At 70.6% G+C, this 26,513-nt stretch carries 24 protein-coding genes and 1 tRNA gene; 6 read left to right on the top strand and 19 right to left on the bottom strand.

The window, feature by feature from the left end:
- The 4 genes from coaD to ACN4JJ_RS04825 form a co-directional block, all read right to left on the bottom strand.
- The gene (gene coaD, locus ACN4JJ_RS04840; RefSeq protein WP_440708763.1) at nt 1–492 is read right to left on the bottom strand and encodes a pantetheine-phosphate adenylyltransferase; all 492 of its coding nucleotides are present in this window, start codon (nt 490–492) and stop codon (nt 1–3) included.
- Nucleotides 493–527: 35 nt separating this feature from the next.
- Complete coding sequence (locus ACN4JJ_RS04835; protein ID WP_440708762.1) at nt 528–1,283, bottom strand: hypothetical protein; 756 nt, start codon at nt 1,281–1,283, stop codon at nt 528–530.
- A gap of 123 nt (nt 1,284–1,406) precedes the next feature.
- Complete coding sequence (locus tag ACN4JJ_RS04830; protein ID WP_440708761.1) at nt 1,407–2,249, bottom strand: aldo/keto reductase; 843 nt, start codon at nt 2,247–2,249, stop codon at nt 1,407–1,409.
- Nucleotides 2,250–2,300: 51 nt separating this feature from the next.
- Entirely contained in the window at nt 2,301–4,607 is a 2,307-nt protein-coding gene (locus ACN4JJ_RS04825) for an ATP-dependent DNA helicase RecG (protein ID WP_440708760.1), read from the bottom strand.
- A gap of 49 nt (nt 4,608–4,656) precedes the next feature.
- On the opposite strand from ACN4JJ_RS04825, the gene rsmD reads away from it, so the two are divergent.
- On the top strand, nt 4,657–5,247 hold the full coding sequence (gene rsmD, locus ACN4JJ_RS04820; protein WP_440708759.1) for a 16S rRNA (guanine(966)-N(2))-methyltransferase RsmD: 591 nt from the start codon (nt 4,657–4,659) through the stop codon (nt 5,245–5,247).
- A gap of 4 nt (nt 5,248–5,251) precedes the next feature.
- On the opposite strand, the gene ACN4JJ_RS04815 is transcribed toward rsmD, so the two are convergent.
- Nucleotides 5,252–6,307 carry a thiamine-phosphate kinase gene (locus ACN4JJ_RS04815; protein WP_440708790.1) on the bottom strand — a complete coding sequence of 352 codons (1,056 nt, stop codon included), beginning with the start codon at nt 6,305–6,307 and terminating at the stop codon, nt 5,252–5,254.
- Between the two features lie 87 nt (nt 6,308–6,394).
- Here ACN4JJ_RS04815 and ACN4JJ_RS04810 point away from each other — a divergent pair, with 87 nt between their 5' ends.
- Nucleotides 6,395–6,982: a DUF3515 family protein gene (locus ACN4JJ_RS04810; protein WP_440708758.1), complete on the top strand. Its 588-nt coding sequence runs from the start codon at nt 6,395–6,397 to the stop codon at nt 6,980–6,982.
- A gap of 38 nt (nt 6,983–7,020) precedes the next feature.
- Here the strand turns inward: ACN4JJ_RS04810 and ACN4JJ_RS04805 are convergent, their stop codons facing one another.
- The 6 genes from ACN4JJ_RS04805 to leuC form a co-directional block, all read right to left on the bottom strand.
- Nucleotides 7,021–8,139, bottom strand: a complete 1,119-nt coding sequence (locus ACN4JJ_RS04805; RefSeq protein WP_440708757.1) for a D-alanine--D-alanine ligase family protein — start codon at nt 8,137–8,139, stop codon at nt 7,021–7,023.
- Nucleotides 8,051–9,136 carry an NAD(P)H-dependent glycerol-3-phosphate dehydrogenase gene (locus ACN4JJ_RS04800; RefSeq protein WP_440708789.1) on the bottom strand — a complete coding sequence of 362 codons (1,086 nt, stop codon included), beginning with the start codon at nt 9,134–9,136 and terminating at the stop codon, nt 8,051–8,053. Before ACN4JJ_RS04800 ends, ACN4JJ_RS04805 begins: the two co-directional genes overlap by 89 nt.
- A 71-nt stretch (nt 9,137–9,207) precedes the next feature.
- A complete protein-coding gene (locus ACN4JJ_RS04795) occupies nt 9,208–10,005 on the bottom strand; it encodes a lysophospholipid acyltransferase family protein (RefSeq protein ID WP_440708756.1) in 798 nt (265 codons plus the stop codon).
- A 7-nt stretch (nt 10,006–10,012) separates the two neighbouring features.
- Nucleotides 10,013–11,383, bottom strand: a complete 1,371-nt coding sequence (murA, locus tag ACN4JJ_RS04790) for a UDP-N-acetylglucosamine 1-carboxyvinyltransferase (protein ID WP_291057083.1) — start codon at nt 11,381–11,383, stop codon at nt 10,013–10,015.
- Nucleotides 11,384–11,453: 70 nt separating this feature from the next.
- Complete coding sequence (gene leuD, locus ACN4JJ_RS04785; protein ID WP_440708755.1) at nt 11,454–12,050, bottom strand: 3-isopropylmalate dehydratase small subunit; 597 nt, start codon at nt 12,048–12,050, stop codon at nt 11,454–11,456.
- Between the two features lie 5 nt (nt 12,051–12,055).
- The gene (gene leuC, locus ACN4JJ_RS04780; protein WP_440708754.1) at nt 12,056–13,567 is read right to left on the bottom strand and encodes a 3-isopropylmalate dehydratase large subunit; all 1,512 of its coding nucleotides are present in this window, start codon (nt 13,565–13,567) and stop codon (nt 12,056–12,058) included.
- Between the two features lie 241 nt (nt 13,568–13,808).
- On the opposite strand from leuC, the gene ACN4JJ_RS04775 reads away from it, so the two are divergent.
- Nucleotides 13,809–16,862 (top strand): alpha/beta hydrolase, encoded by a 3,054-nt coding sequence (locus ACN4JJ_RS04775; RefSeq protein ID WP_440708753.1) that lies wholly within the window; start codon nt 13,809–13,811, stop codon nt 16,860–16,862.
- A gap of 34 nt (nt 16,863–16,896) precedes the next feature.
- Here ACN4JJ_RS04775 and ACN4JJ_RS04770 read toward each other — a convergent pair whose 3' ends face one another.
- From ACN4JJ_RS04770 to ACN4JJ_RS04750, 5 genes are all read right to left on the bottom strand, one after another.
- Entirely contained in the window at nt 16,897–17,868 is a 972-nt protein-coding gene (locus tag ACN4JJ_RS04770; protein WP_440708752.1) for a putative endonuclease domain-containing protein, read from the bottom strand.
- Nucleotides 17,869–18,026: 158 nt separating this feature from the next.
- Nucleotides 18,027–19,025, bottom strand: coding sequence for a TerC family protein (locus ACN4JJ_RS04765; RefSeq protein ID WP_440708751.1), 999 nt, complete (start codon nt 19,023–19,025; stop codon nt 18,027–18,029).
- A 215-nt stretch (nt 19,026–19,240) separates the two neighbouring features.
- Nucleotides 19,241–19,936, bottom strand: a complete 696-nt coding sequence (locus ACN4JJ_RS04760; RefSeq protein WP_440708750.1) for a PadR family transcriptional regulator — start codon at nt 19,934–19,936, stop codon at nt 19,241–19,243.
- Nucleotides 19,933–20,817 carry a DUF4097 family beta strand repeat-containing protein gene (locus ACN4JJ_RS04755; RefSeq protein WP_440708749.1) on the bottom strand — a complete coding sequence of 295 codons (885 nt, stop codon included), beginning with the start codon at nt 20,815–20,817 and terminating at the stop codon, nt 19,933–19,935. Before ACN4JJ_RS04755 ends, ACN4JJ_RS04760 begins: the two co-directional genes overlap by 4 nt.
- Before the next feature lie 420 nt (nt 20,818–21,237).
- The gene (locus ACN4JJ_RS04750) at nt 21,238–21,963 is read right to left on the bottom strand and encodes a M23 family metallopeptidase (RefSeq protein WP_440708748.1); all 726 of its coding nucleotides are present in this window, start codon (nt 21,961–21,963) and stop codon (nt 21,238–21,240) included.
- A 67-nt stretch (nt 21,964–22,030) separates the two neighbouring features.
- Here ACN4JJ_RS04750 and ACN4JJ_RS04745 point away from each other — a divergent pair, with 67 nt between their 5' ends.
- On the top strand, nt 22,031–23,848 hold the full coding sequence (locus ACN4JJ_RS04745) for a glycoside hydrolase family 15 protein (RefSeq protein WP_440708747.1): 1,818 nt from the start codon (nt 22,031–22,033) through the stop codon (nt 23,846–23,848).
- 2 nt (nt 23,849–23,850) lie between these two features.
- Nucleotides 23,851–24,339: an FBP domain-containing protein gene (locus tag ACN4JJ_RS04740; protein WP_440708746.1), complete on the top strand. Its 489-nt coding sequence runs from the start codon at nt 23,851–23,853 to the stop codon at nt 24,337–24,339.
- Between the two features lie 93 nt (nt 24,340–24,432).
- On the opposite strand, the gene ACN4JJ_RS04735 is transcribed toward ACN4JJ_RS04740, so the two are convergent.
- Complete coding sequence (locus ACN4JJ_RS04735; protein WP_440708745.1) at nt 24,433–24,630, bottom strand: hypothetical protein; 198 nt, start codon at nt 24,628–24,630, stop codon at nt 24,433–24,435.
- A gap of 158 nt (nt 24,631–24,788) precedes the next feature.
- On the opposite strand from ACN4JJ_RS04735, the gene ACN4JJ_RS04730 reads away from it, so the two are divergent.
- Nucleotides 24,789–25,439, top strand: a complete 651-nt coding sequence (locus tag ACN4JJ_RS04730; protein WP_440708744.1) for a Pr6Pr family membrane protein — start codon at nt 24,789–24,791, stop codon at nt 25,437–25,439.
- A gap of 20 nt (nt 25,440–25,459) precedes the next feature.
- On the opposite strand, the gene ACN4JJ_RS04725 is transcribed toward ACN4JJ_RS04730, so the two are convergent.
- Both ACN4JJ_RS04725 and ACN4JJ_RS04720 read right to left on the bottom strand, forming a co-directional pair.
- Nucleotides 25,460–26,227 carry a hypothetical protein gene (locus ACN4JJ_RS04725; protein ID WP_440708743.1) on the bottom strand — a complete coding sequence of 256 codons (768 nt, stop codon included), beginning with the start codon at nt 26,225–26,227 and terminating at the stop codon, nt 25,460–25,462.
- Nucleotides 26,228–26,426: 199 nt separating this feature from the next.
- Nucleotides 26,427–26,499, bottom strand: a tRNA-Glu gene (locus tag ACN4JJ_RS04720).
- Between the last annotated feature and the right edge of the window lie 14 nt (nt 26,500–26,513).

The following is a 26,513-nucleotide window of genomic DNA, read 5'->3' as shown; positions in this document are numbered from 1 at the left end:
TCAGTCCGTCGTGTGCTTGAGGAACTCTGCCACCACGGCCGGCACGTAGGGCGCCACGTCGCCGCCGAGAGCCGAGACCTGGCGCACCAGCGAACTCGACACGTGGGCGTGCGCGGGGTCCGGCAGCAGGAAGATGGTCTCCACGCCCGCCAGGTTGCGGTTCACGATCGCCATCGGCGTCTCGTAGGCCACGTCGACCTGCGAACGAATGCCCTTGACGATCGCGCTGGCACCCACATCCGTGCAGTAGTCGACGAGCAGGCCGACCGACCAGGAGTTGATCACGACACCCGCGCCCTGCAGCCCGCGCTCGGCGAGCGACTGCTCGATCAGGGCCACGCGGTGGGCGATCGGGATGAGGGCGTGTTTGTCGGGATTGTGCACCACGACGACGTGCACTTCGTCGAAGAGCGACGTCGCGCGTTCGATCACATCGATGTGACCCAGGGTGATGGGGTCGAACGAACCGGGGACAACGGCGACACTGCTCATGCCTCCCAGGCTATCAACCGCCCGTTTCGGTCGCGTTACGCCCGGGTCAGGTTACGGGGCCGGTTCGGGTCTGGGGTGACGACGGATGCCGTGGCCGGGGCGGGCGCGCCGGGCACCGCCGCCGCGCGCTCCTCCGAGACGAACTCCCGGGTGAGCCGGATGGAGGAGGCGAGCAGTGCCCTCAGGCGGTCGTCGGGGTAGGGCGTGCAGGCCGAGCGGACGCCGTCGACCGACATGGCGATCGTGGCGTGCGTCTGCCGCGACGTGACTTCGGCCCGGCGCCAGCGTGCGTTGTGCTCGAGGAATCGCTCGGCCCAGAGGTGGGCCTCGGGTGCCTCGCCGAGCGCGGCACGGAACGCCGTCTCCACGGCGCCCGATGCGGAGCCGCCTCGCCGTTCCAGGGCGTCCAGGCACACCAGCCCGCCCACGGCGAGCGCGTGCTGCCGGTCCAGCGGAGCCTCCGGCAGCGCCGCGGCGACCGCGTTCACCGCGAGCAGCAGCTCGAGACGGGGGTCGTCACTGGTCAGCCCGATCACCGAGGGGATCAGCGGAGCCAGCCGTCCTCGGCCCTCGTTCGTGGTGAGGTCGTTCACGGCGCGCGCCAGGTGGGCCAGCGCGGCGTGCGTGCAGGCAGGATGGTCGCTCCAGCGCTCCCCCGCCAGGTAGGAGGCGAACTCCATGAAGCAGGCGCCCGAGCGCGGCGATCGATGCCGGCCCGCCGAGAGAACCGGGAGGATGTCGTGAGCGAAGGCGCCCTCGGGCGTGCCGCGTCGTGATCTCGTCGTCTTCATGGCCGGACCTCGTCTCCACTGCGTCTGCTGCGGTACTGGCTGCGTGCTGCTTCCACTGTGCTCCCACGCGGGCCATTTTTCAATGGCCCGCGGGGAGATTCGGCGCCCGGCGGGAGGATCCGGCTACTGCTCCTCGTGCGTCTCCGGGTCGCCGCCGAACAGCCGCCCGTCGGCCTTGCCCAGAGCGGTGATCGCCGCGACCTCGGCCTCGCTCAGCTCGAAGCCGAACACGTCGAGGTTCTCGGCCTGGCGGGACGGTGTCGCGCTCTTCGGGATCGGCACACTGCCCAGCTGCACGTGCCAGCGCAGGATCGCCTGCGCCGGCGTCACACCGTGCGCCCGGGCGGCGGCGGCCACGGGCTCCTCCTCGTAGGGCGCGTTGCCCTTGCCGAGCGGGCTCCACGCCTCGGTGACGATGCCGAGAGCCGCGTTCGTCGCACGGAGCTCGACCTGCGGGAAGTACGGGTGCAGCTCGATCTGGTTCACGGCGGGCGTGACGCCGGTGGCCGCGATGATCTCCTCCAGCTGCCCCGGGGTGAAGTTGCTGACGCCGATCGAGCGCACGAGGCCCTGCTCGCGGGCGTGTACGAGAGCCTCCCAGGCCTCGACGTACCGGCCGACGCTCGGGTTCGGCCAGTGGATCAGGTAGAGGTCGAGGTGGTCGAGGCCGGTGCGCCAGAGCGACTCGCGGATGGCGGCCGCCGCATCCGCTCGCCCGTGATAGCGGCCGGGCAGCTTGGAGGTGACGATCAGGTCGTCGCGCGGCACGCCGCCGCGGCGGATGCCTTCGCCGACGGCGCCCTCGTTGTCGTAGTTGAACGCGGTGTCCAGCCCGCGGTACCCGGTGCGGATGGCGGAGGCGATGGCCTCGGCACCCTCGTCGCCGCGCAGCGGGTAGGTGCCGAAGCCCACCGCGGGGAGGGAGTGGCCGTCGTTCAGGGTGATCAGGGGTGCGAGTTCGGTCATGCCCTCAACGCTACGCCGCTCTGGCCGCGCTCCGCTCAGGCCAGACCCCGATCACGTCTTCGCGAGGAACTCCCGCTCGGTCTCGCGCAGGCGCCGCTCGAGGGCGTCGTGCAGCGCCGGATGCTCGGCGAGGGTGGGATCGCCCGTCACGATCTCGAAGGCCACGGCCCGGGCATCCTGGATCACGTCGGCGTCTTTCACCACGCGCAGCAGCCGCAGCGAGGAGCGCCCGCCCGACTGCACGCTGCCGAGCACGTCGCCCTCGCGGCGAAGCTCGAGGTCGATCTCGGCCAGCTGGAAGCCGTCTAGGGTGGCCGCCACGGCGTCGACCCGCTGGCGCGCGATCGAGCCCTCCTCGGCGTGTGAGACGAGCAGGCAGACGCCGGGGACTCCCCCTCGGCCCACCCGGCCGCGGAGCTGGTGGAGCTGGCTCACACCGAAGCGATCGGCGTCGAGGATCACCATCGCCGAGGCGTTGGGCACGTCGACGCCCACCTCGATCACCGTGGTGGCCACCAGCAGGTCGATCTCGTGGTCGGCGAAGGCCCGCATGATGCGGTCTTTCTCCTCGCTCGGCAGGCGGCCGTGCAGCGCCTCGATGCGGGCGCCGGCCAGCACCGGCAGCTCGCGGAGGTGCTTCAGCGTGTCGAGCACCGAGAACTTCACGGCGGAAGGCGCGGAGGCGGTGGCGGCGGCGGCCGCGGCACCTCGGGGCCGCACGGGCTCCGGTTCGCCGGCATCCGGATCGTCGAGCCCGTCACCGGTGGTGTCGGCGGGATCGATCGCCGGGCACACCACGAAGGCCTGCCGGCCGAGCGCCAGCTCGTCGGCCACGCGCTTCCAGATGTTCGGGCCCCACTCCGGCTTCTCGGCCAGCGGCACGCTGAAGCTCGTGATCGGCTGCCGGCCCGCCGGCAGCTGGGTGATGACCGAGACGTCGAGGTCGCCGAACACCGTCATCGCCACGGTTCGCGGGATGGGCGTGGCCGTCATCACGAGCACGTGCGGCGGGGTGGCGCCCTTCTGCCGCAGGGTGTCGCGCTGCTCCACCCCGAAGCGGTGCTGCTCGTCGACCACCACGAGGCCGAGATCGTAGAACTGCACGGCGTCCGACAGCAGGGCGTGGGTGCCGACCACGAGCTTGGCCTGGCCGCTGATCATGCGCAGCAGAGCCTTCTTGCGCAGGGCCGTGGGCAGCTGGCCGGTGTGCAGGGTGGGCACCAGCTCGGCCGCGAGGTCGGGCCCGAGCATCTTCACGATCGAGCGCAGGTGCTGCGCCGCGAGCACCTCGGTGGGGGCCAGGAGGGCGGACTGGCCGCCCGAGTCGGCGACGGCGAGCATCGCCCGAACGGCGACCAGAGTCTTCCCCGACCCCACCTCGCCCTGCAGCAGGCGCATCATCGGGTAGTCGCCCGCGAGGTCGCGGTCGATCTCGCCGCCCACCAGCTGCTGATCCGAGGTGAGCGTGAACGGCAGCATCGCGTCGAAGCGCTCGAGGTAGCCGCCCGGCTTCGGCCGGCGCGGCGAGGTGCGCACCGCGTGCGCGGCGTTGCGCCGGCTGACGAGGGCGGTCTGCAGGATGAGCGCCTCGTGAAAACGCAACGTCTCGCGGGCGCGCATGAACTCGGCGTCCTTCTTGGGCCGGTGGATGCCCTCGTAGGCGTTCTTCGCCGTCAGCAGCCCGCGCTCGGCACGCACCTCCTCGGGAACCGGGTCGGGGATGCGGCCGCGCAGGTCGTCGAGCACCAGCTCGACCGAGCTCGCGATCGTGGCGCTGGTGAGGGAGGCGGTGGCCGGGTAGATCGGGATGGGCATCTCGGCGAGGCGGCGGGCCTCGGCGTCGTCGAGCCCCGATCCGTCGGCCGCACCGGCCCCGAGGGCCAGCTCGTCGAAGAGCTGGTAGGTGGGGTTGGCCAGCTGGAGACTGCCCCGGTACTCGGTGACCTTGCCCATGAAGATGCCCCGGAAGCCCGGGCGGAGTTCGCGCGCACGGTACTTCTGATTGAAGAAGGTGAGCTGCAGGAAGCCCTCGCCGTCGGTGATCGACACCTCGGTGATGGTGCCGCGCCGGGCCTTCATGTCGCGCTCGCGCACCTCGCGCACCTCGGCCACGATCGTGACGTTCTCGTTCAGCGGCAGCTTCGCGATGGCGGTGAGTTCGCCGCGCCGGGCGTAGCGGCGCGGGAGGTGGTTCAGCAGGTCGGCATAGGTGCGGATGCCGAAGGCCTTCTCGAGGGCCGTGGTGGTGCGCCCGCCGATGACGCCGGTGAGCTTCGCATCGAGAGCGGAGGGCGTGCTGCGGGGCGCCGGGCCTGCGGACGCGGCCCGGGACGGCGCCGCAGCAGGTGAACCGGTCATGCCCTGATTCTAAACGGGGCCGCCGTCACCGGGCGGTAGGGTGCTGAGCGTGACACGCATCATCGCCGGCGCCGCCGGCTCGCTCGCTCTGGCCGTTCCCCGATCCGGAACCCGGCCCACCAGCGACCGCGTGCGCGAGGCGATCTTCTCGGCGCTGGAGGCGCGCGGTGGCCTCGAGGGGCTGCGCGTGCTCGATCTGTACGCCGGATCGGGGGCGCTCGCGCTCGAGGCGGTGAGCCGCGGGGCCGTCGAGGCGGTACTGGTGGAGAAGAACGCCGCGGCCGCCCGGATCGCGCGGCAGAACGCCGGCACCGTGACGGCGGCGATCGCGAAGTCGCGGCGGGGTTCGACCCCGGCACGGGTCACCGTGGCCGTGCAGGCGGTGCAGCCGTACCTGCGTGCCCAGCCGATCGTTCCGGGGGCGGGATTCGACGTGGTGTTCATCGATCCCCCCTACGAGCAGTCCGAGGACGAACTGGCCGAGGCCCTCACGGCGCTCGTGCCGCTGCTGGCCGACGAGGCATCCGTTCTCGTCGAGCGCAGCAGCCGCTCGCCCGAACCCGCCTGGCCTGCCGGGATCACCCTCGACCGCCGCAAGTCGTACGGCGAGACCACCCTCTGGTGGGCCGTCCCCGCCTGACCGCTCAGCCGGCGTGGCCGTCCCAGTCGGCGTAGGGGTCCCAGCCGCCGAGCTCGGCGTGCGGGCGATCCCCGACCAGCACCTCGGGGCCCGAGGCGGAGGCGGGGCGCACGGTGCCGAGCGCGCGGAAGCCCTCGGGCAGCGGTGCGTCGGGCGGGAACGTGGCCAGAAGGGCATGGTCTTCGCCGCCCTCGAGCACGAAGCGCACGGCGTGGTCGCCGACCACGGCATCCAGGTCGAGCAGTTCGCGGGCCTCACGGGCGATCGCGCCGGGGTCGAACGCGATCGTGCAGCCGCTGGCCACGGCGATACGGCGGGCGTCGAGCACGAGGCCGTCGGAGACGTCGAGCATCGCGGTGGCGCCGTGCCCGGCCGCCACGACGCCGGCCGGGATGGGCGAGCGGGGTGCCAGCTGCGCCTCGACGATGTCCGGATGCCGCGACCGCACCTCCCGCCCGGCCCGCTCGTCGGGCTCACCCGGTGTGCCCTCGCCGGCTGCGGCGCCGATCCCGTCGCGGAAGAGCAGCCAGATGCCCGACCCGGCCCGCCCGAGCTCGCCGGCCACCGCGACCACGTCGCCCGGCCGTGCCCCGGAGCGGCGCACCGGATCGCGCCCCTCGAGGTCGCCGAAGGCCGTCACCGAGATGGTCAGCGCCGAGGCCGTGGACAGGTCGCCGCCCACCACGCCGCACCCGGGAGCGACCGCGGCGCAGGCATCCCGGAGCCCGTCGGCGATGCCGAGCAGGGTCTGCACCGGGGTCTCGAAGGGCGCCGCGAGCCCCACCACGAGCGCGGTGGGCCGGGCGCCCATGGCCGCCACATCGGCCAGGTTGGTCATCGCGGCCTTCCAGCCGAGATCGTGGGCCGTCGACCACGCGGCCCGGAAATCCGGACCCTGGATCATCATGTCGGTCGTCACCACGTACCGCCCGTCGGGCGCGGCCACCACGGCGGCGTCGTCGCCCGGCCCGAGCAGTTCGGCGTCGGCGTGCGGCAGCCGCGGGAAGATGCGGCGCAGCGTCTCGCCCTCCCCCACCTGCGCGAGCGTCTCGGCGGGCACAGTGGCCGGCCCGGGCGCGGGCGCGGCAGGGTCGTTCGCAGCAAAACCGGAGTCGGGGGGCACCCGTCAACGGTAGCCTGAACTGCGATGCCCGCCCCCACACGCTCTCCCCGCGCCATCCGGCTCGCGGATGCCACGACCGCCGCCGCCCGCCCCTCCCCCCGCACCCGCCGACGTGCGGCCGGTGCGCTCGCGATCGCCGTGCTCGCGGCCTCCCTTTTGAGCGGCTGTGCGGGCGCGGTGGGCCTGCAACCGGCCGCGGACGCCACGAACCCGAACTGCGCCGACGTGATCGTGCGGCTGCCCGACACGGTGGCCGACGCCCCCGAGCGCGAGACGGATGCCCAGGCGACGGGCGCCTGGGGCGACCCGGCGACGATCCTGCTGCACTGCGGTGTCACCCCGCCCGGCCCCACCACGCTGCCCTGCGACAACGTGAACGGCGTCGACTGGATCCGTGACGACTCGCAGGCCCCGCTCTACACCTTCACGACGTTCGGCCGCGATCCGGCGGTGGAGGTCACGCTCGACTCCGAGAAGGTCTCGAGCAGCTCCACCCTCGTCGACCTCGCCATCGCGGTCTCCTCCATTCCGCAGACCGACGCCTGCCTGAACGTGGACGACGTCCCCGACGGCACCTCCACCCCGGTCCCCATCCCCTCCGACGCCCCCTAGCCTCCCCCCACACCCTCCTCACGAGGAGGGGCGGGGGCTCAGGGCTCGAGGGCCAGCGCGATGAGTTCGTCGATGAGGGCCGGGTACGAGACGCCGGAGGCGATCCAGCACTTCGGGAACATGGAGATCGGCGTGAAGCCGGGCATCGTGTTGATCTCGTTCACCACGAGGCCGGTGGGCGTCAGGAAGAAGTCGACGCGGGCGAGCCCCGATCCGTCGATCGCCGTGAACGCCCGCGCCGCGGTGTCCTGCATGTCGGCGAGCTCCGCCTCCGTCAGCACGGCCGGGCACACCAGGTCGATTCCGGGCGCGTCGAGGTACTTCGCCTCGAAGTCGTAGAACTCGCGCGAGGTCATCACGATCTCCCCCGCCACCGACACCCGCGGCGCGGCGCCGTCACGGCCGGAGAGCACCCCGCACTCCACCTCGCGGCCCACCACGGCCGCCTCGATCAGCACCCGCGAATCCTCGCGGAACGCCACCTCGAGAGCCGCCGAGAGCGCCGAAGCGGATGCCGCATCCGACGCATCGTACGACGACACCTTGCTCACTCCCACCGACGACCCCGCCCGCGCCGGCTTCACGAACAGCGTCGAGCCGAGCGCCGCGACATCGGCGACCACCGCATCCGGGGTCGAGGCCCACTCGCGGGCGGTCACCGTGCGCCACGGCGCCACGTCGATCCCCGCCGCGGCGAGCACGGTCTTCGTGTAGTGCTTGTCCATGCCCAGGGCGGAGGCCAGCACTCCCGAGCCCACGTACGGCAGCCCGATCAGCTCGAACAGCCCCTGGATGGTGCCGTCCTCCCCGAACGGCCCGTGCAGGATCGGGAACACCACGTCGATCTCGCCGAGCTCCCGCACCGAGCCGTCGGCGTCACGCACGCCGAGCACCCGCGAGGCCGTCGAATCCGGCCAGAGGATGCGCGTGCCGTTGTCGTGCACGCGGGGCAGCGACGCGGCATCCGGCCCCAGCCCGAACCGCGAGGGATCGTCGGCCTCGAGCACGAAGGCGCCCTCGGCCGTGATCCCCACCGGGATCACCTCGTAGCGCGACCGGTCGATCGCCTCAAGAACGCCGCCCGCCGTGGCGCAGCTGATCGAATGCTCGCTGGAGCGACCTCCGAAGAGCACCACGACCGTGATCTTGCCTGGCATCGAGAGTCCTTTCGCCCTGAGGTCCCGAGTCGTCGTCGGTGGTCAGGTGGGGGGCAATGTCTTTCGGATCGAGCGTACCGGCCAGCACTTCGCTCACCTGACGGCAGATGGGCATGTCCACGCCCTTGGCCTGCGCGAGGGCGAGGACGGGGGCGACGGATGCCAGCCCCTCCGCGGTCTGCTGCATCGACTTCACGACGTCGGCGAAGCTGTAACCCTGGCCGAGCAGGCGCCCGGCCGTGTTGTTGCGCGACAGCGACGATCCGCTGGTCGCGATCAGGTCGCCGAGGCCCGCGAGACCCGCGAGGGTGTCGGGGTGCCCGCCGTAGGCCACCGCGAAGTCGGTCATCTCGACCAGGCCGCGGGTGATGATCGAGGCCTTGGTGTTCTCGCCGTAACCCACGCCGTCGACGATGCCGATCGCCACGGCGATCAGGTTCTTCAGCACGCCGCCGAACTCGGTGCCGATCACGTCGGTGTTCACGAACGACCGGAAGTACGGCGACGTCGCGATCTTCGCGACCGCCTCCGCGGTCTCCAGGCTCACCGAGGACACCACGGCGGCCGTCGGCTGCTCCTTGGCGATCTCGAGCGCGAGGTTGGGTCCGGATGCCACGGCGATCCGTTCGCGGTCGATCTCGAGCACCTGCTCGAGCACCTCGCTCATCCGCATCCCCGTGCCCTTCTCGACGCCCTTCATCAGGCTCGTGATGGGCACGGCATCCGGGATCAGGGTCTTGATGTCGAGCAGGTTGGCGCGCAGCGACTGGCTCGGGATGGAGACGAAGACGTACTCGGCGCCGGAGAGCGCGGCCGCGACATCCGAGGTGGCCGTGACGGCCGCCGGGAGGTTCACACCGGGCAGGTAGTCGCTGTTGCGCTTGGCCTCGCGGATCTCCTTGGCGAGCTCCGGGCGGCGGGCCCAGAGGGTGACGTCGGCTCCGCCGTCGGCGAGCACCTTCGAGAACGTGGTGCCCCAGCTGCCGGCGCCGAGCACGGTCACCCGGGGGCGGGGCCGCGAGCGCGCGGGATGGACGCCGCGGGCGGGGCCGCGACCGGTCTGCTTGGTCACTCGGTGTCCTTCGTGGAGGTCGTGCGCCCGTCGTCGATGCGGCCGAACTCGCTCTGGTTGTGCTGGGCGGGGTTCCAGCGCTCGGCCGGGGCCTTCTCCCCGCGGAGCTGCTCGAGCAGTCCGGTGATCGCCGTCATCAGGCGATCAGTGGCCTCGGTGAGGGTCTTCTGATCGAGCGTGCGGCCACGCAGGTCGTCGAGGTCGACCGGCGGGCCGAACACGATCTGGATGCGCTTGCGCGGGAAGAGGCTGAGCTTCTTCGAATAGCGCGGGAGCACCGCTTGCGTTCCCCAGTGCGCCACCGGGATGAGGGGCACACCCTGCTCCAGCGCGACCCTCGCCGCCCCGGTCTTGCCGCGCATCGGCCACAGATCGGGCTCGCGGGTGAGCGTGCCCTCGGGGTAGATGATCACGCCGCGCCGGTGCTCCACCAGGTCGCTCGCCGCGACGATCGGGGCGTTGCCCCGCCCGCCGCCGGTGACCCGCTCCACCGGGATCTGCCCGATCTTGCGCAGCCCGAAACCCACCACGGGGATGCGGAACAGGGATGCTTTGGCCAGGAACCGGGGTGCCCGGCCCAGCTTCCACACACTCCACGCCACGATGACGGGGTCGAAGTTGCTGTAGTGGTTCGGGCCGAGCACGAACGGTCCGGTGACCGGCAGATTGGCGGTGCCGTGCAGGTCGAGCTTGGCGATCAGGTTCAGAAACGGGATGACGAGCACCTCGACCACGCGGAAGGCGAAGGTCTTCTCGTGGTTGGGCCGCTTCTGCAGCTCGGCGGACGGCTCCACCGCCGCCCTACTCCGCGAAGGAGAAGTCTGCTCCGAGCTTCTCCAGCTTGCCCACGAAGTCACCGTAGCCGCGGGCGATCAGGCCCACGTTCGACACGCTCGACCGGCCCTCGGCCACGAGCGCCGCGATCAGGTGGCTGAAGCCGCCGCGCAGGTCGGGCACCTCGAGCTCGGCTCCGTGCAGCTTGGTGGGACCGGTGATGACGGCGGCCTGCTCGAGGGCACGGCGCGGCACACGGCGGTTCGGGTCGGCGAGACCCTCCTTGTGCACCTCGATGTTCGCGCCCATCTTGATCAGGGCATCCGTGAAACCGAAGCGGTTCTCGTACACGGTCTCGTGCACGATGGAGACGCCCTGCGCCTGGGTGAGGGCCACGATCAACGGCTGCTGCCAGTCGGTCATGAAGCCGGGGTGCACGTCGGTCTCGATCACGACGGGCTTGAGCTCGCCACCGGGGTGGTAGAAGCGGATGCCCTCCTCCTCGATGTCGAAGGCGCCGCCGATCTTGCGGAAGACGTTGAGGAAGGTCATCATCTCGGACTGCTTGGCGCCCGTGGTGAAGATCGAGCCGCCGGTCGCGAGGGCGGCGGAGGCCCAGGAGGCGGCCTCGTTGCGGTCGAAGAGCGCGCGGTGGTTGTAGCCCTGCAGGCTCTCGACGCCCTCGATGAAGATGGTGCGGTTGGGCTCGACCGAGATGATCGCGCCCATCTTCTGCAGCACGGCGATGAGATCCATGATCTCGGGCTCGATGGCCGCGTTCTTGAGCTCGGTGGTGCCCATGGCACGCACACCCGTGAGGAGCACCTGCTCGGTGGCGCCGACGCTCGGGTAGGGCAGCTCGATGTTCGCGCCGCGCAGGCCGTTGGGGGCCGTGATGTTGATGCCGGAGGGGAGCTTGTCGACCACCGCGCCGAACGCGCGCAGAGCATCCAGGTGGAAGTCGATCGGCCGGTCGCCGATGCGGCAGCCGCCGAGGTCGGGGATGAAGGCGTGACCCAGACGGTGCAGCAGCGGGCCGCAGAACAGGATCGGGATGCGGCTGGAGCCCGAGAGCGCGTCGATCTCGGCGCTCTTCGCGCTCGCCACGTTCGACGGGTCGAGCTGCAGCACGCCGGTGGCGGCGCTGCCCGTGATCTTCACCCCGTGGATCTCGAGCAGGCTCGCCACCACGTGCACGTCGGAGATGTCGGGGACGTCTCGCAGGGTGCTCGTGGTGTCGCCGAGGAGGGAGGCTACCATCGCCTTGGTGACGAGGTTCTTGGCCCCTCGCACGTCGATGGTGCCCCGGAGCGGGCGACCCCCGTTGATGAGGATCGTGTCGGACTTGAGCCCGACTCGCTCGGCGGCCTTACGCGCATCCTGGACGAGACTGTTCACTTACATCACCTGCACTGTCTTGGTTGGACGATCCGTGGCGCCCGATCATCCGTTGTGGGGGTGATCGGTGCTACTTGACGGGAAGAGTTCTCGGTCTCCAACTCTCCCGGCGGCCCTCGAATTCCGTGATGGCCGCTTCGTCTCGAAGGGTGAGCCCGATGTCGTCTAGACCTTCGAGCAATCTCCACCGAGTGTAATCGTCGATGGCGAAAGAGACTGTGAGGTCGCCGATGGCGGCGGTTCGCTCGAGCAGGTCGACCGTGATCTCGACGCCCGGCTGCGCCTCGATGGCGGCCCAGAGCTTCTCGATGTCGGCCTCGTCGACCTGCCCGGTGAGCAGCCCCTGCTTGCCCGAGTTGCCGCGGAAGATATCGCCGAATCGGGAGCTCAGCACGGCCGTGAAGCCGTAGTCGCGCAGCGCCCAGACGGCGTGCTCGCGGCTGGAGCCGGTGCCGAAGTCGGGGCCGGCGATCAGCACGCGGGCGTTCTGGTAGGCGGGCTGGTTGAGCACGAACTCGGGGTCGTTCCGCCAGCCGGCGAACAGCGCGTCTTCGAAGCCCGTCTTGGTGACGCGCTTGAGGTAGACGGCGGGGATGATCTGGTCGGTGTCGACGTTGCCGCGCTTCAGCGGAACGGCCACGCCGGTGAGGATGTCGATCTTGTCCATGGTGCTCAGACCTCCACGGTTTCGCGAGTGGTGGCATCCGCTGGTTCGCCCAGGTCGCTGACGCTGGAGAGTGTGCCGCGGATGGCGGTCGCCGCCGCGACCAGGGGCGACACCAGGTGGGTGCGGCCTCCCTTGCCCTGGCGGCCCTCGAAGTTGCGGTTCGAAGTGCTCGCGCAGCGCTCCCCGGGGGCCAGCTGGTCGGGGTTCATGCCCAGGCACATCGAGCATCCGGCGAAGCGCCACTCGGCGCCGAACGCCTCGACGATCTTGTCGATGCCCTCGGCCTCGGCCTCGATGCGCACGCGGGCACTGCCCGGAACGACCATCACGCGCACGTTGTCGGCCTTCTTCTTTCCCTCGATCACGCTGGCGAAGGCGCGCAGGTCTTCGATGCGGCTGTTCGTGCAGGAGCCCATGAACACGGCGTCGACCGGGATCTCCTTCAGCGGGGTGCCCGCCTTGAGGTCCATGTACTCCAGGGCCCGCTCGGCGCTCGCGCGCTCGTTGGGGTCGACGATGGTCGACGGATCCGGCACGGTGTCGCTCAGCGACACGCCCTGGCCGGGGTTCGTACCCCAGGTGACGAAGGGCTCGAGGGTGTCGCCGTCGAGGAACACCTCGGCGTCGAACACGGCGTCGTCGTCCGTCTGCAGGGTGCGCCAGTACTCCACGGCGTCATCCCAGTCCTGGCCCTCGGGCGCGTGCGGGCGGCCCTTGAGGTAGGCGAAGGTCGTCTCGTCGGGGGCGACCATGCCGGCGCGCGCGCCCGCCTCGATCGACATGTTGCAGATCGTCATCCGGCCGTCCATCGACAGGCTCCGGATGGCGCTGCCGCGGTACTCGAGCACGTAGCCCTGGCCGCCGCCGGTGCCGATCTTGGCGATCACCGCGAGGATGATGTCCTTCGCGGTGACGCCGGGGCGCAGGGTGCCCTCCACCGTGATGGCCATCGTCTTGAAGGGCTTGAGCGGCAGGGTCTGGGTGGCGAGCACGTGCTCGACCTCGCTCGTGCCGATGCCGAAGGCCATGGCGCCGAACGCGCCGTGGGTGCTGGTGTGGCTGTCGCCGCAGACCACGGTGATGCCCGGCATGGTGAGTCCGAGCTGCGGGCCGACCACGTGCACGATGCCCTGCTCGACGTCGCCGAGCGAGTGCAGGCGCACCCCGAACTCCTTGGCGTTCTTACGCAGGGTGTCGATCTGCAGGCGGCTGGTGAGGTCGGCGATCGGCTTGTCGATGGCCAGCGTGGGGGTGTTGTGGTCTTCGGTGGCGATCGTGAGGTCGGGGCGGCGCACCGGGCGGCCCTCGGCCCGCAGGCCGTCGAAGGCCTGGGGGCTCGTGACCTCGTGCACCAGGTGCAGGTCGATGTAGAGCAGGTCGGGGCTGCCGTTCTCGCCCTTGACGACGAGATGGTCGTCCCAGACCTTCTCGGCGAGGGTGCGCGGTCGAGGCTCGGTGCGCTCGGTCGCGGCGGTCTCGGTGGCGGCTTCAGATGTGGGCGCGGCGTTGTCGCTCATGTGTTCGCGTGTCCTTCGGAGAGTAGGGGGTCAGCCATCGACAAACTCCGCGACGAGGGAGGCCTGGGGATTTAGGACTCGTCGCGGCGACGAAGGAGAAGCCGACCGAACAGCACGCTGCGATCGTACCACCGCACCGCCCCGTGGCGCCCTTAGCCCGGCCTAACCCCGGCCCGGCCCGCCGCGGGGCGCAGCCCGGCACGGCCCCGGGCATCTTGTAGCCTTTTCGGCGGGGGGAATGATGAGACCACGAATCCGCGCGTCGATCGCGCTCACGGCCGCTCTGCTCTGCGCGGGAGGTGTCGTCGCGGCCACGCCGGCAGCGGCTTCGTCTGCGGCCACGGCCACGGCCACGGCCACTGCTACTGCCGAACTGAACTCCGGCGCCGACTGGACCGTCGAGGCGGTGGATGGCGGCTACCTCGTGACCAAGACCGTGCAGAACCTGCCGGAGCGCTCGGCCGCGCCCGTGCTCTGGGCCGACGGCGTGGCGCTCGGTTTCGCGGTGCGCACCCCCGACGGCACCGCCCTCACCACCACGACCGGCGACGAGCGGGTGCTGACGGCCGACGAGGTGCTCGTGGGCTGGAGCGGCGAGGGTGACCCCGCCGACCGGTCCGCCTCCCTCTTCGAGGGGCGCGGTTCCGCGGACGATCCCGCCCCCGTGCCGGGGACGCAAGCCGCCGCGGCCCCGCCTCTCGAGGTCGACCCCGGCGCATCCGGACCCTATTCCGTACTGCGCGCCGACTACGACCTCGGCGACGAGGCCGAGCCGATCTTCGGCTTCCGGGGCGCACGTGGCGAAATGCGCGCCGCCGTGTACCTTCCCGACGGCGCTGTGGGAGAGCTGCCGGTGGTGGTGTTCCTGCACGGGCAGCACGTCGCCTGCCTGAGCGACGACCCGAAGGCGCCGCCGGTGTGGCCGTGCGCCGCCGGCGAGACCGAGATCCCGAGCTACCTCGGTTACGGCGGTCCGGCCGAGGCACTCGCCTCGCAGGGCTACGCCGTGGTGTCCATCTCGGCCAACGCCATCAACCGCCTGAACGGCCTCTACACGCCCGACCAGGGAACGGATGCGCGCGGCCACCTGGTGCTCGACCACCTCGAGCTGCTGCGGCGGGCGGATGCGGGGCCGGTCGACGGCATCGGCTCGGCGCTCGTCGGCCGCCTCGACCTGAACCGGGTCGGGCTGATGGGGCACTCCCGCGGTGGCGACGGCATCGTGCGCGCGGCGGTGCTGAACGCGTCGACGCTCACCGGGCCGGCCGGCGCAGCGGATGCGCCCTTCGGCATCGAGGCGCTGCTCCCCCTCGCCCCCACCGACTTCACCCGCACCGCGGTGCCCGACGTGCCGATGGCGGTGCTGCTCCCCTACTGCGACGGCGACCTCAGCGATCTGCAGGGGCAGCACTACATCAACGATTCGCGCTACGCCTTCGGCGACGACGTGCTGCGCTCCTCGGTGCTCGTGCTGGGCGCCAACCACAACTTCTTCAACACCGTCTGGACCCCGGAGCTGTATCCCGCCGGCGCCAGCGACGACTGGGCGGCCAATCCGGTGCTGAGCGACGACGACCCGGTCTGCGGCAGCGCCGCGGCCGGCCGGCTGAGCGCCACGGAGCAGTACGCCGTGGGCACCGCGTACGTCGCCGGTTTCTTCCGGCTCACCGTCGGCGGCGAGACCGACCTGGTCGGGCAGTTCGACGGGTCGGATGCCCGCCCCGCCTCGGCCGGACGCGCCGACGTGCGCGTCACGGCGACCTACCCCGCCTCCGACCGCCTCGACCTGAACACCTTCGCCCATGCGACGGTACCCGTGACCACCACCGGCAGCGCGCAGGCCGAGTACTGCGAGAGCGCCGAGCACATCGCCGTGGCCACCGAGCTGCCGTTCTGCGTCTCGGGAAACCTGTATCCCGAGCAGGCCGGCGAGTTCACCGGCTCGCTCTACGGCGGCGCCATCCCGGCCACGCCGTCGCTGCGGCTGAGCTACTCCGCCGAGCCGCAGGGCCGCGCCGAGGCGGCCTCGCTCGTGGTCGCCGCGCCGGGCGGCACCGTCGACGCCTCGGGCGCATCCTTCTTGACCGTGCGGGCGATGCCCGACGAGACGGTGACCGCCTCGACCGCTCTCACGGTGACCGTGCGGGATGCCGACGGAGCCACCGCGAGCGTCGAGGGCGCCGACTTCGGCTCAGCGCTCAGCCGTCTACCGGGCGAGAGCACGCCGCTGCCGAAGATGCTGTACCAGGATCTGCGCATCCCGGTCTCGGCCTTCCCCGGCATCGATCTGCGCCGCATCTCCGCCGTGCAGCTCACGGGGGCGGGCACCGGGGGCGTGCTGCTGTCGGATCTCGCGTTCGTGGGCGAGGCGAGTGTGGGCACGGCGGCCGTCGTGCCGCGGGCGCAGGCGAGCGTGCGCAGCGTGCAGGCCGACCTCGGGGCGACGGCGTCCGGAGCCGCCTCGATCGAGGTTCCGATCGTGCTGCCCCGGGCCGCCACCGAGACCGTGCGCGGCTGGCTCAGCGATTACACCTCGCCCGAGGACTTCCTCGCCCGCGACTTCACCGTGACGACCGGGGAGCGCTGCGTGGCGGTGACCGTGCCCGTGAGCGACGCACGACTGCCCGATCCGGGCGGCAGCTCGGCATTCGGTACAGGCCTGGGCTACCTCACCGGCGGCGGGGTGGCCGGCGAGGCGTTCGCTTCGGTGCACCTGCGCGATCCCGGCGCCGTGGTCACGGATGACGTCAATACGCTCCCGCTCGGCACCCAGGGCGACGCCTGCGCCGAGGCACTCGCCCAGCCGGTGCTGCTCGCCGCGCCCGGCACCGCGCCGGCCGGCGGCGTGATCGACGTCTCGGCCGAGGGGTACCGCGCGGGCGAGGGCGTGACGGTTCAGCTCGCCGGCCTCGTCATCGGCACCGGGATCGCGGATGCGTCGGGCAGTCTCCGCGCCTCGGTCGCACTCCCGGCCGACAGCGCCGCCGCCGACACCGCACTCGCCGCGGTGGGCGCGGGATCCGGCCACCGGGCTGCGGCCACGCTGCAGGTCACCGCAGCGGTCGGGCCGACTCCCGCACCGACCCCCACGCCCGCACCCGCACCCGCACCGGCACCGTCCGACGGCGGAGCCGCCGACGCCGCGGGAGCCGGTGGCCCGGCCCGCCTCGCCGCCACGGGCGGCGGCACCATCCCGCCCTCGACGCTGCTCGTGCTGACCCTCGCCGCCGCGACCGCCCTCGCAGCAGGAACACCCCTCCTCCTCCCTTCCCGCCGCCGCCGAAGCGCCCCCTGACCCCACCTCCTCGTCGACCCGTCACTCAGTCCCGCTATGGGGCCCTCATAACGGGAGAAAGTGACGGGTGGGCGAGGTCGGGGGTGCGGAGGGAGGCCGCGTGCAGGGCTGCGCGGGTGCGGGCGACCGCCTCGGCGGGCGGTGAGTGTTTGCCGAGGCGGATGTGCGTCCAGTGCTCGGCGAGCAGGTCGTCGTGGCGACGGATGTCGCGTCGGTACTGCTTCGAATCGGTTCGGTGCTGCTCTCCGTCGTACTCGACCACGACTCTCTGTTCGCGGTAGACGAGGTCTCCGATGGCGATCTGGGAGCCCGAACGATCGTAGATCCTCGCGTTCGTCTCGGGCTCGGGCAGGCCGGAATCGACCAGCTCCAGGCGAAGGAACGTCTCCCGCGGAGACTCGACCGCCCGGCGCACCCGCACGACCGCCTCCCGGGCCCGTAGGCAGTTGCGTCCCGAGAAGGCGAGCACGCGCATCCGGAGCTCCTCGAGGTCGACGTAGGGACGGGGGTCTTCGGGGTCGGCGACGATCGGGTCGAGCACGAGGTGGTCGCCGGCGGCCACCATCCACCGGGGGCCGAGCGTGCCGGCCAGCTGCAACCAGGTCGTGACCGGATCGGTGACCGCGAGCCCGTGCCGCACGACCACCCGCGCGTGCTCGGAGGTGAGTTCGTGGCCGACGACGCCGCGCATCCGGGGTCGGCACCCGCCGTCGAGCGTCGAGACGTGGACGCGTTCGTCGAGCTCGATCTCCCTGGGCAGCGGGATGCCCCAGATCGCAGCCGCCGTGGCGTGACTGAAGCACTGCTCGGGTGGCATGACCAGCGCATAGGCGAGGCACAGCGTGGACAGATCGCACTGTGCGTCGCGCGCGATACGGGTTCCACGGAAGGGCATCCGCAGGTCGGCAGCGAGCATCCGCTTACGGCTCAGGCCCGCCTCTTCCCCTTGTGCCACGGAGAAGGGCGCGTCGCGGACGGCGGAGGGCAATGGAGACGGTGTGCGCATCCGTAGATCGTCCCCTCCCGCACCCCCCGAGCGGAGTTCTGCACAGGATCGAGTGCCGGGAGGGAGTTATCCCCAGCTCGACCCGTCACTCAGTCCCGCTTTGGGACGTGGATAACGGGACTGAGTGACGGGTCGGCGGAGGGGGCGGGGGCGGGGCGCTACGGGGTGGGGGTGGAGGTGGGGGCGCGGCGGGCGTCGTGGCGCATTTTGAGGAGGGAGGCGATGGTGGCTACGGCCATCGAGGCGATGATGACGATGAGGCTCGTCCAGGTGCCGATGTCGGGGGCCCACTCGACGGGGTGGCCGCCGTTGATGAAGAAGACCTCGTTCTCGTGCAGGGCGTGCGAGACCAGCTTCACGCCGATGAAGGCGAGGATGAACGCGATTCCGTAGTGCAGGTAGACGAGCTTCTCGAGCAGGCCGCCGAGCAGGAAGTACAGCTGCCGCAGCCCCATCAGCGCGAACACGTTGGCCGTGAACACGATGAACGGCGACTCGGTGATGCCGAAGATGGCCGGGATCGAGTCCAGCGCGAAGAGCAGGTCGGTGGAGCCGAGCGCGAGGAACACGATCAGCATGGGGGTGAACATCCGCTTGCCGTCGAAGGTGGTGCGCACCTTCGCGCCGTCGAAGTCGGGCGCGATGCTGATGCGCTTGCGCAGCAGGCGGATGAAACCGTTCTCGCCGTCGCCCTCGTCTTCGTGGCCGAAGGCCTGCTTCCAGGCCGTGTAGAGCAGGAAGGCGCCGAAGAGGTAGAAGATCCAGCTGAGGTTCTCGATCAGCTGCGCGCCGATCAGGATGAAGATCCCGCGCAGGACGAGCGCGACGATGATGCCCACCATCAGGGCTTCCTGCTGGTATTTCCGGGGCACGTTGAAGCGCGCCATGATGATGACGAACACGAACAGGTTGTCGATCGAGAGGCTGTACTCGGTCAGCCAGCCGGCCAGGAACTGCCCCGCGTGCTCCCCGTCGCCGAAGACGAGCATCAGCAGGGCGAAGATCAGCGCCAGCCCCACGTAGAACACGACCCACAGGGTCGCCTCTTTGAACGAGGGCACGTGCGGCCGCTTGAACGCCAGGGTGAGGTCGGCGGCCAGGATGAGCACGAGCACGACGAGGGAGACGATCTCGAAGGCGAGGGGCAGTTGGGTCACGGGGACCTTTCAGGACGAGCGGTGAGCGGATTCCAGGCGCGGCGAACACCCGAAAGTCTCTCCCGCACGCACGCGTGCCGCAGCCCCGGGGCCCCGGCGATGGGACCCGTGATGACGAGGTCTGCGAGCTGGGATACTCCCCTTCTCACGGCAATAGTACAGCCGGGGCGAGTGACGTGATCGTCACTCGTCCCGGCTGCGGGCTCGGCCCCGGCTCAGCGCGGTGAGCGGGCCCGACTCAGTTCGTCGCGCACGTCGGCCCGCAGGCCGTTCAGCCGCTGCTTCAGCCGCCCGACCAGGTCGGGATCGAGCTCGCCGCGCCCGGCCGCCTTGCGCAGGTCGGCACGCAGGTTCTGCCGGAACTCGGCCAGCGCCACCTCCGCCTCGCGCATGGCCGTGGCCGCATCCGCCCGCTCCGAGGCACGGCGGGCCGTGTCGTCGTCGGCGGCATTGCCGGTGCCGGCCCCCGAGGAGGCTCCCCCGCCGGCGCGGGCCGATCCGGAGTTCCCGGTCTTCGAGCCCTCGCGCGCCTGACGGGCCGCGGAGGCCAGCTCCGCCTTGAGACTCTTCATCGCCTGGTCGACGCCCGTGCGCACCTCGTCGGCGAGCCGGCGCACCGAGTCGGAGAGCTGCGCCTCGATCTCGTCGAGCTCGCCGCGACGGGCCTGCAGTTCGGCGCGGCCGGCATCCGTGATGGCGTAGACGGTCTTGCGCCCGTCGGCCGTCTTGGTGACCAGACCCTCCTCCTCGAGCTTCGCCAGGCGCGGGTAGATGGTGCCGGCGCTCGGGCTGTAGGTGCCGCCGAAACGCTCACTCAGCGCCTGGATCAGCTCGTAGCCGTGCTTCGGCGACTCGTCGAGCAGACTCAGCAGGTACAGCCGCAGGTGGCCGTGACCGAACACGGGTGTCATGCCGACACCCCCTCGTCGAACGACGGGCCGGTGGGCACTGTCCCGGATGCGGCGCCGTCGCCGTCCGACTCCGCCGTCGCAGCCGGGTCGCGGTAGATCACGGTGATGTCGCCCGAGACGGAGTTGGCGCGGAAGTCGGTCCACTCGCCGTCGAGCGTGCCGGTGTGGCCGTTGTAGCCGCCGCCGCGCAGGCCCTTGATGGTGCTCGCGCCCAGCTGCAGCGTGCCCGAGACGGAGTTGACGCTGTAGCGCGCCGAGACGTCGTCGTCGAAGCGCACCGTGAGGTCGCCGGAGACGGTGTTGTTCTGGATCTCGTCGGGTGTACCCGTCGTGTCGACGAACACCTCGCCCGAGACGCCGTCGGCCGAGAACTTGCGGATGGCGCCCGAGGCGGTGATGTCGCCCGACACCGTCTTCGCGTTCACGAGCCCGGTGTGGTCGCGGATCGAGACCTCGCCGTTCACCGTGTTCACCTCGAGGTCGCCGGTGACCGCGTCGATCACGATCGCACCGGAGACCGTGCTGAGGCGGGCATCCGTCGTCAGTCCGGAGATGAGGGCTGATGCCGTGATCACGCCGAACTTCAGCGCCGCGTCGCGGGGGACCAGGATGCTGATGTCGGCCCGGGCATTGCCCCGCCACGACTTGAACACCTCGATGAAGTTGTCCCAGCGCAGCTGCGGGTGGTCGATCTCGAGGCGGTCGCCGTCGATCGAGATCTTGAGGTCTTTGCCGGTCACGGAGTGCACCTCGATGCGGGCTCCGGGCTCGTCGTGGCCGATGATGTCGATCTGCCCGCCGATGAGCCCGACCTTGACCGAGCGCACCAGCTCGATGTCGATGACCTTCGGGCCGTCGACGACCCACTTCTCCAGAACCATTTTCGATCTCCCTCGTCGCGATATATCGCGTGTATGGGAGTCACGTTATATCGCGTTTGACGGGAATGTCAAGATATATCGCGTTCACAGGATCGGACTGCAACGGATGGGGAGGGAGTGNCCACTTCTCCAGAACCATTTTCGATCTCCCTCGTCGCGATATATCGCGTGTATGGGAGTCACGTTATATCGCGTTTGACGGGAATGTCAAGATATATCGCGTTCACAGGATCGGACTGCAACGGATGGGGAGGGAGTGAAAGTCTCAGGCCGTACCCGCCGACCCAAGGTGAGTGTGTGGCCGAGGGATGCGACCGCAGGCCGCGTCCCTCGACCGCGCGCTCACATGTCGCGTCGCGCCGGGCAGGGACCGGCGCGACCCGGGGACGACGAGCGAAGCCCGGCGCCCCCGGCAACCACCTACGGCGCGATGCCGTGTTCGGTCATGAAGGGGATGGGGTCGTAGCGGACTCCGTCGGCGCCGTAGAGCTCGAAGTGGGTGTGCTCGGTGGTGGCGTTGCCGGTGCGGCCGGTGAGGCCGATGACCTGGCCGGCCGTGACGATCGAACCGACACCGACCGTGAGGGAGCCGTCTTGGAAGTGCATGTACATGCTGCAGACGGCCTGGCCGCCGACCTTGTGCGCGATCGAGGTGTAGACGCCCCCGGTGCCGCCGTTGCCGGATGCGGCGATGACGACGCCGTCGGCGATCGCGTGCACCGGCACCCCGGGGCTGTTCAGCATGTCGATGCCCTTGTGGAAGCCCTCGGCGCGGGGGCCGAACAGGTCGGACATCCGGTTGCCGTCGGGATAGACGGGCGAGAAGGCGACGGATTCGGCGACCGCATCCGCACCGGCCTGGCACTGCGCTCCGCCGTAGCCGCCCTCGGAGCCGGAAGCCGCGGGCTTGGGCGTAGGCGTGGGCGTCGGGGTCGGCGTGTGCACGACGTAGCCGTCACGGGCGACGGATGCTCCGACGGCGTCGCCGGCGTCGAACGACTGGGCCGCACCCGCGAAGGCGTCGATCTGCACGTTGTCGAAGGAGTCGGGTGCCGCGAGCGAAGCGGCGGGCACCGACGTGGCGACCGCGACACCGACCACGAACGTCATCGCGACGACGCCGAGTACCGTGCCTTGGTATTTCACCCGGCCCATTCTGTATCGCGGCCGTCCACAACACAACACGCGGTGCATCCTGAGGCAGAATCAGCAGATGGCACTTCCCATCGAGGACTACGCGATCATCGGCGACTGTCACACGGCGGCCCTGGTCGGGCGCGACGGCAGCATCGACTGGCTCTGCCTGCCGCGCTTCGACTCCGCCAGCACCTTCGGCGCCCTGCTCGGCACCGAGAAGCACGGGCGCTGGCTGCTGGCTCCCACGGCGCCCGAGGCCCGGGCCAGCCGCAGCTACCTCGACGACACCTTCCTGCTCGTCACGCGCTGGGAGAGCCCCGAGGGCGTGGTGGAGGTGGTCGACGCGATGCTGCCCGAGGCGAGTGAGCGCTCGGTGGTGCGCCGCATCCGGGGTGTCAGCGGACGGGTGCGGATGCGGCAGGAACTCGCCATCCGCTTCGACTACGCCGATGCGCTGCCCTGGATGCGGCAGGCCCCTGAGCACGCCGCCCCCGGTGGGTTCGCGGTGGTGGGAGTGGCGGGTCCGGATGCGGTGATCGTGCGCGGGCCCGCGATGAAGGCGTCGAACCACTTCCACGAGTCGCTGTTCGAGGTGGCCGAGGGCGAGGAGGTCGACATCGTGCTGACCTGGTTCCCCTCGCACCTGCGCCCGCCGGCGCCCGTCGACGTGGCCGCCTCGCTCAAGGAGACCGCCGACTGGTGGCGCACCTGGTCGCGCGAGACCGACCTGCCCGCCCCCTACGAGCGCGAGGTGCGCCGCTCGCTGCTCGTGCTGCGTGCCCTCACCCATCAGGAGACCGGCGGCATCGTGGCCGCGGCCACCACGAGCCTGCCCGAGCAGTTCGGTGGATCGCGCAACTGGGACTATCGCTACACCTGGATCCGCGACGCCTCGCTCACCCTGGCGGCCCTGATGCTGCACGGCTACGAAGACGAGGCGGGCGACTGGCGGCGCTGGCTGCTGCGGGCCATCGCGGGTGACCCGGCCGACATCCAGACCATGTACGGGCTCTCCGGCGAGCGGCGCCTGCCCGAGTCGGAGTTGAACAGCCTGCCCGGTTACAACGGTTCCTCCCCCGTGCGCGTGGGCAACGACGCCGCGGGGCAGTTCCAGGCCGACATCTTCGGCGAGCTGATGATCGCGCTGCGGAAGGCCCGCCGCATCGGGGTCGACGAGGACGAGTTCTCCTGGCCACTGCAGCGGGCGCTGCTGGGCTTCCTCGAGCAGAACTGGCAGCGGCCCGACAACGGGATCTGGGAAATCCGCGGCCCGCAGGTGCCTTTCACGCACTCGCGCGCGATGGTGTGGGCGGCGTTCGCCTGCGGTGTCGAGGCCGTGCACGAGTACGGACTGGACGGGCCGGCCGATCGCTGGGCGCAGATCCGCGACGCCATCCGGGTCGAGATCGAGACGAAGGGCTACGACGCCTCGCGCAACACCTTCGTGCAGCACTACGGCAGCACCGAGGTCGACGCCTCGCTGTTGCTGCTGGCGCAGATCGGTTTCATCGAGCCCGACGACCCGCGGATGCTGGGCACCGTCGCCGCGATCGAGCACGACCTGCTGCACGAGGGGCTGCTGCTGCGCTACCGCACGGAGTCGGGGGTGGACGGGCTGCCTGCGGGCGAGCATCCGTTCCTCGCGTGCTCGTTCTGGCTGGTGCAGCAGTACGCCCGCACCGGGCGGCTGGACGATGCGATGGAGCTGATGGACCTGCTGGTGTCGTTCGCCAACGACGTGGGGCTGCTCTCGGAGGAGTACGACGTGGCGGGAGCGCGGCAGGTAGGCAACACGCCCCAGGCGTTCTCGCACCTGGCGCTGGTGCGGGCGGCGGACGCGATCGCGTCGGCGGTCGGGTCGTCGGCGGTCGATCCGTCGGCGATAAACTCGTAAGGATGCAGCCACTCACCGAAGCGGAGATCCGCGGATCGTTCACGAACATCAGTGAGCACGACCTCGAGCGGATGACGCTGCCGGGGCTGCACGAGATCGTGTGGGAAGACCGCGAGTTCCTCGGCTGGCGCGATGCGCACGCCATCCATCGCGGCTACATCGTGTACTGGCGCGAAGGCCGTCCCATGGGGATCATGCTGAAGGCCGCGGGCTCGCACACCCGTCCCGGTATCGCGGCGATGTGCACGCTGTGCCGCACTCCCCTGCCGGGCGGTCAGGTGACGTTGTTCACCGCGCCGCGCGCCGGTCAGGCGGGGCTCGACGGGAGCACGGTGGGTACCTACATCTGTTCGGACCTGGGATGCTCGGCCCTCATCCGCATCGTGCCCGCCCGGTCGGAGATGCTGCCCGACCCCCAGTCGCTGATCGCGCCGCGTGCCGAGGGGCTCATGACGCGTCTGCTGAACTTCACCAACGGCGTTCTGCGCTGATCCCCTCCCCTGACTTGCGAGTTCTGGCACTCTTTCGCAGGAAGTAGAGCCTGCACTCGCAAGTCAGCGGTGGGGGGGTGGGGTGCTGGGACGTCAGCCGTCGTTCTCTTCGAGGTCGGTGTCGTCTTCGTCAGCGGTTGGGGAGTCGGACTCGGGTTCGTCGGCGACCGTGGGGTCCACGCCCGAGGGGACGGCGTCGTCGGCCGGGTCGTCGAGGGTGCCCACTCCGTCGGGGTAGCCGGCGCTGTCGGGGTACTCGACGTCGCTGAGGTCGGGGGCGTCTCCGGTCATCGGTGTCCTCCTTCTGGGCCGATCCGGATGCCGGCCGCTGTGGTTTCAGTCAAGCACGGAGGTGCGGCCCCGGCACGGGCCGCGGGGGGAGGCTGTGGAATCGCATCACCGGGGCCGGATGGGGCAACCCTCAGACTGGTGCGCTACGAATACCGCTCATGAACAGTCGCAGAGCGGTGGGGGCGGTGCGGCTCGTGGTGGGCGTGGGGCTGCTGGGCACCATCGTGGTCCAGATCGCCGACCGGGTCGTGAACGACGCCTTCGACCCGTGGGAGTACTTCAGCTACTTCACCATCGAGACCAGCCTGATGAACATCGTCGTGCTCATCGCGGGCGGCATGCTGGCGCTCCGGATGCCGGTCGATACCGTCCTTTACACGACGGTGCGGATGGCGGTGCTCACGTACGCGATCGTCACCGCCGGCGTGTACAACCTGCTGCTGCGGAACGTGCCCTACGACGGCGGATACCCGGGGCTGGCTTGGCCGAATGAGGTGATCCACGTCGTCGTGCCGATCGTGCTGCTGCTGGACTGGCTGTTCTCCCCCGGCCGCCCGCCGCTGCGCTGGAAGACGCTGAGCGTCGTGGCCGTGTACCCGGTGGCCTGGCTCGGCTACACGCTCATCCGCGGGGCCGCGAGCGGCGGGGCGATCTACCCGTACCCGTTCCTCGACCCGGCCACGGCCGGCTGGGGCAGTGTGCTCGCCTACATCGTCGCCCTCACCGCGGTGCTGCTCGCGCTGGGCGCGCTCGCGATCGCCTACAGCCGGGCGCGCGCTCGCAGCCGGGCCCGCAGCGAGCTCCGCTGACGGCGCCGCCCCCTCCAGCGCTACCGTCGAATCGGAGACACAGAAGACCACTCCCGGACGGGTGTGCCGCGGAGCCGACGGAAGAGGTTCTCCGCGTCGGCCTCGGGGTCGCCCGTCGGGGACGTCACACGCAGATCGGCGATGAACTGGCGCGCCGCTCCGGGCTCCTCGCGGCGCAGCGACTCGTGGACCTCTACCCGCCAGGTGTCGTCCGGACGCTGCCAGTAGGCGAATTCCGCCCACCCGAAGACGACACCCTGGCCGGCGAGCCATCCCGTCTCGGCCGACACGAGAGCAGCCAGGGAGCGGGCCGTGCGCCGGCCCGTGGACTCCCATGACCGGTCGGCGGTCGCCCGCTCGACCTCACGCTCGTACTGCGTCCGGTCGAAGACCAGCGGCTCCAGCGCCAGCGGCTTCCCGACGCTGTCTCCTACGCCGTCGGTCGGCCTCGTGAACACGCCCGTGTAGTCACGGAAATCCGACCAGGTCACGTTGCCGTCGTCGTCGAGATCGATCACGGGGGCGATCACACCGCACCCCGCGATGCCGCACGAACACGTGTGGACGGCGATGCGCTTCGCGTCGTGCCCCGGCAGTAGCGGCAGGGCTGCCGTGAGTATCGCGTCGGGGTCGAAACCGATGAACGAGCGTCGATCGGTCGTCTCGAACATTCTCTCGCCATCTACCAGGATGGCGACGGTCGGTCTGTCCACCGCGACATCGCTCCGTTCGACGGACAAGGAGATCGTGCGGATGAGGGGCTCCGGAGCCCCCTGCAGGTGAGTCATGTCAATGCCCTTGAGGCGAGAGGATCGCCCCCAACCGGCGGGCAGCATCCGGCGTGAGTTCGCTTCGCATCCTGATCAGGAGCGGTGATCAGCATAGTGGACGGAGTCTCCGCCGGTCGGATCTGATCCGAATCCTCCAGCGAGGCCGGCCCGGGTGAGACGCAGAAAGCCCCCGGCGAACCGGAGGCTTTCTCTGTTGTGACCCCAGCGGGATTCGAACCCGCGTTACCGCCGTGAGAGGGCGACGTCCTAGGCCGCTAAACGATGGGGCCGTCGTGACAACTCA

The sequence above is a fragment of the Herbiconiux dendrobii genome (genome assembly GCF_052048175.1).
In the GTDB taxonomy this organism is placed as follows: Bacteria; Actinomycetota; Actinomycetes; order Actinomycetales; family Microbacteriaceae; genus Herbiconiux.
This window is presented reverse-complemented; position numbering and strand designations above follow the sequence as displayed.

Excerpts from the sequence above, each read along its gene's own strand:
- ACN4JJ_RS04835 (WP_440708762.1), bottom strand. The coding sequence starts at position 1,283 with ATGAAGACGACGAGATCACGACGCGGCACGCCCGAGGGCGCCTTCGCT.
- leuD (WP_440708755.1), bottom strand. The coding sequence starts at position 12,050 with ATGGACAAGATCGACATCCTCACCGGCGTGGCCGTTCCGCTGAAGCGC.
- ACN4JJ_RS04755 (WP_440708749.1), bottom strand. The coding sequence starts at position 20,817 with ATGGTTCTGGAGAAGTGGGTCGTCGACGGCCCGAAGGTCATCGACATC.
- ACN4JJ_RS04760 (WP_440708750.1), bottom strand. The coding sequence starts at position 19,936 with ATGACACCCGTGTTCGGTCACGGCCACCTGCGGCTGTACCTGCTGAGT.
- ACN4JJ_RS04725 (WP_440708743.1), bottom strand. The coding sequence starts at position 26,227 with ATGACTCACCTGCAGGGGGCTCCGGAGCCCCTCATCCGCACGATCTCC.
- ACN4JJ_RS04735 (WP_440708745.1), bottom strand. The coding sequence starts at position 24,630 with ATGACCGGAGACGCCCCCGACCTCAGCGACGTCGAGTACCCCGACAGC.
- ACN4JJ_RS04810 (WP_440708758.1), top strand. The coding sequence starts at position 6,395 with ATGCCCGCCCCCACACGCTCTCCCCGCGCCATCCGGCTCGCGGATGCC.
- ACN4JJ_RS04740 (WP_440708746.1), top strand. The coding sequence starts at position 23,851 with ATGCAGCCACTCACCGAAGCGGAGATCCGCGGATCGTTCACGAACATC.
- ACN4JJ_RS04825 (WP_440708760.1), bottom strand. The coding sequence starts at position 4,607 with ATGACCGGTTCACCTGCTGCGGCGCCGTCCCGGGCCGCGTCCGCAGGC.
- ACN4JJ_RS04805 (WP_440708757.1), bottom strand. The coding sequence starts at position 8,139 with ATGCCAGGCAAGATCACGGTCGTGGTGCTCTTCGGAGGTCGCTCCAGC.
- ACN4JJ_RS04730 (WP_440708744.1), top strand. The coding sequence starts at position 24,789 with ATGAACAGTCGCAGAGCGGTGGGGGCGGTGCGGCTCGTGGTGGGCGTG.
- ACN4JJ_RS04745 (WP_440708747.1), top strand. The coding sequence starts at position 22,031 with ATGGCACTTCCCATCGAGGACTACGCGATCATCGGCGACTGTCACACG.
- leuC (WP_440708754.1), bottom strand. The coding sequence starts at position 13,567 with ATGAGCGACAACGCCGCGCCCACATCTGAAGCCGCCACCGAGACCGCC.
- ACN4JJ_RS04775 (WP_440708753.1), top strand. The coding sequence starts at position 13,809 with ATGAGACCACGAATCCGCGCGTCGATCGCGCTCACGGCCGCTCTGCTC.
- ACN4JJ_RS04830 (WP_440708761.1), bottom strand. The coding sequence starts at position 2,249 with ATGACCGAACTCGCACCCCTGATCACCCTGAACGACGGCCACTCCCTC.
- ACN4JJ_RS04770 (WP_440708752.1), bottom strand. The coding sequence starts at position 17,868 with ATGCGCACACCGTCTCCATTGCCCTCCGCCGTCCGCGACGCGCCCTTC.
- coaD (WP_440708763.1), bottom strand. The coding sequence starts at position 492 with ATGAGCAGTGTCGCCGTTGTCCCCGGTTCGTTCGACCCCATCACCCTG.